General features: G+C 65.0%; 1 protein-coding gene. It reads right to left on the reverse strand.

Annotated features, from left to right (window positions below):
* Window positions 1-1,655, reverse strand: a 1,655-nt coding sequence (locus QZY06_RS04685) for an SLBB domain-containing protein (RefSeq protein WP_295680852.1), incomplete at both ends; no start/stop codon positions are given.

A 1,655-nucleotide genomic window follows, 5' to 3' on the forward strand; every position in this document is an offset into this window, starting at 1 on the left:
CGGCATCGCTGACGTTCAGCGTCTGGTAACTGGACTTGCCGTTCTTCAGCGCCGCGTCATAGGACACGAACTCGACATTGGCGGCATCCGATTCGTTGCTCAGACCGCCGGCAGCATCGATCAGCGTGTTCAGCGGCGTGCCGCGAGCGATCGGGTAGATGCCGGGGCGGCGCACTTCGCCGTAGACCGCCGTCGATTCCTCGAGCAGATACTGCAAGGCGCGCGGCGCAGCGCGGAACAGATCCGGGCAACGCTCGTAATCGACATCGCTGCGCGTCATCAGCTTGTTCTCGCGCGTGTTCTCGGCGGTATAGGCCTTCAGAAATCGCGCTGCGCGTTCGGAATTGGCGACGTCGGCAATCAGCTTCAGCGCTTCGCACTCGGTGCCTGGCTTGGCATTGCCGCCGGCTACTGCACGGACTTCCTTGGAATCGAGGAAGGCAATGTCCTCGCGGGTCAGGATGACGATGCGGTCATCTCGCTCGAGCGGGATCGCCGCGCTGGCGGGATCGACGGCAACGCTGACATTGAAGCTGATCCAGCCGCGCACGCCAGTCGCCGGATTGGTGCGCTCGATCAAGCCGAGCGGCAGATAGGCCTCGGAGCGGGCGTCGCTGGACCTGATCTGGGCAGTGCCGAGCAGGCTGCGCAGATCGTAGCCACGGCTCCACTGGTACGGACCCGGATACTTCACATAGCCGATGACCCGCACCTTGTCGTCGATCGCCGTGGCCACCGGGCCGACTCTGAGGAAATCGCCATCGCGAACCGGCAGGTTGAGATCGGCGGCCTTCGACAGCTCGATCTGGCGAATCGAACGGCTATTGCCTTCATAACGCTCGATCTGCGCGGTGCTGGTGTTGACCGTGGCCAGCAGACCGCCAGCAAGCTGCACGATGGCGCCGAGCGTCTGTTCGCCCTCGAGCTCGTAGATCGCCGGCCGCTTGACCGCGCCGGCTACCGAGACGCGCGCACCCACCGGCGGCACGAACACCACGTCGCCGGGCTGCAGGCGCAGATCGCCGGTGGAATCGCCGCGCAGCAGCAGGGAATACAGGTCCAGCGTCTGCAGCAGGCGGCCGTTGCGCTTCAGCTGAACCTTGCGCAGCGAACCGACTTCGGTGATGCCCCCGCCCACGAACAGCAGATTGGTGATCGTCGCCAGCGAACTGACCGTGTAGGAACCGGGCTGGCGTACGTCACCCAACAGGAACACGCGCACCGATCGCAGTTCGCCGAGCGAAATGCTCGACTGCACGCCGATCAGTTCGCGGCTCACCCGTTCCGACAGCAACTGGCGGACGTTCTCGAAACGCTGGCCGGCGACCGCGATCGGGCCCAGCTTCGGAAAATTGATCTGACCATCGCGGCCGACCAGCAGGCTGTAGTTGCCGTTCTCGCTACCGAACAGCTGCACGCGCACCGAATCGCCCGGGCCGACGACGTAATCGGCCGGCACGGGAATATCGGTTGCCGGGGCGAAGGTGGTGGCGCCGGCGATGAACAGATCCTGGCCGAACGGGCGCAGCGGTAGATCTTCGCTGTCGCCGTACTCGACCGGCAGTTTCGGGCCATCCGGGAAGCGGTCGGCGTCTCGATAGCCAGCCTCGGGCACGCAGTCCTGTTGATTGCTGCCGTTCGAGAACGGCTGTCGC

The sequence above is a fragment of the uncultured Nevskia sp. genome, from assembly GCF_903885465.1.
GTDB lineage: Bacteria > Pseudomonadota > Gammaproteobacteria > Nevskiales > Nevskiaceae > Nevskia.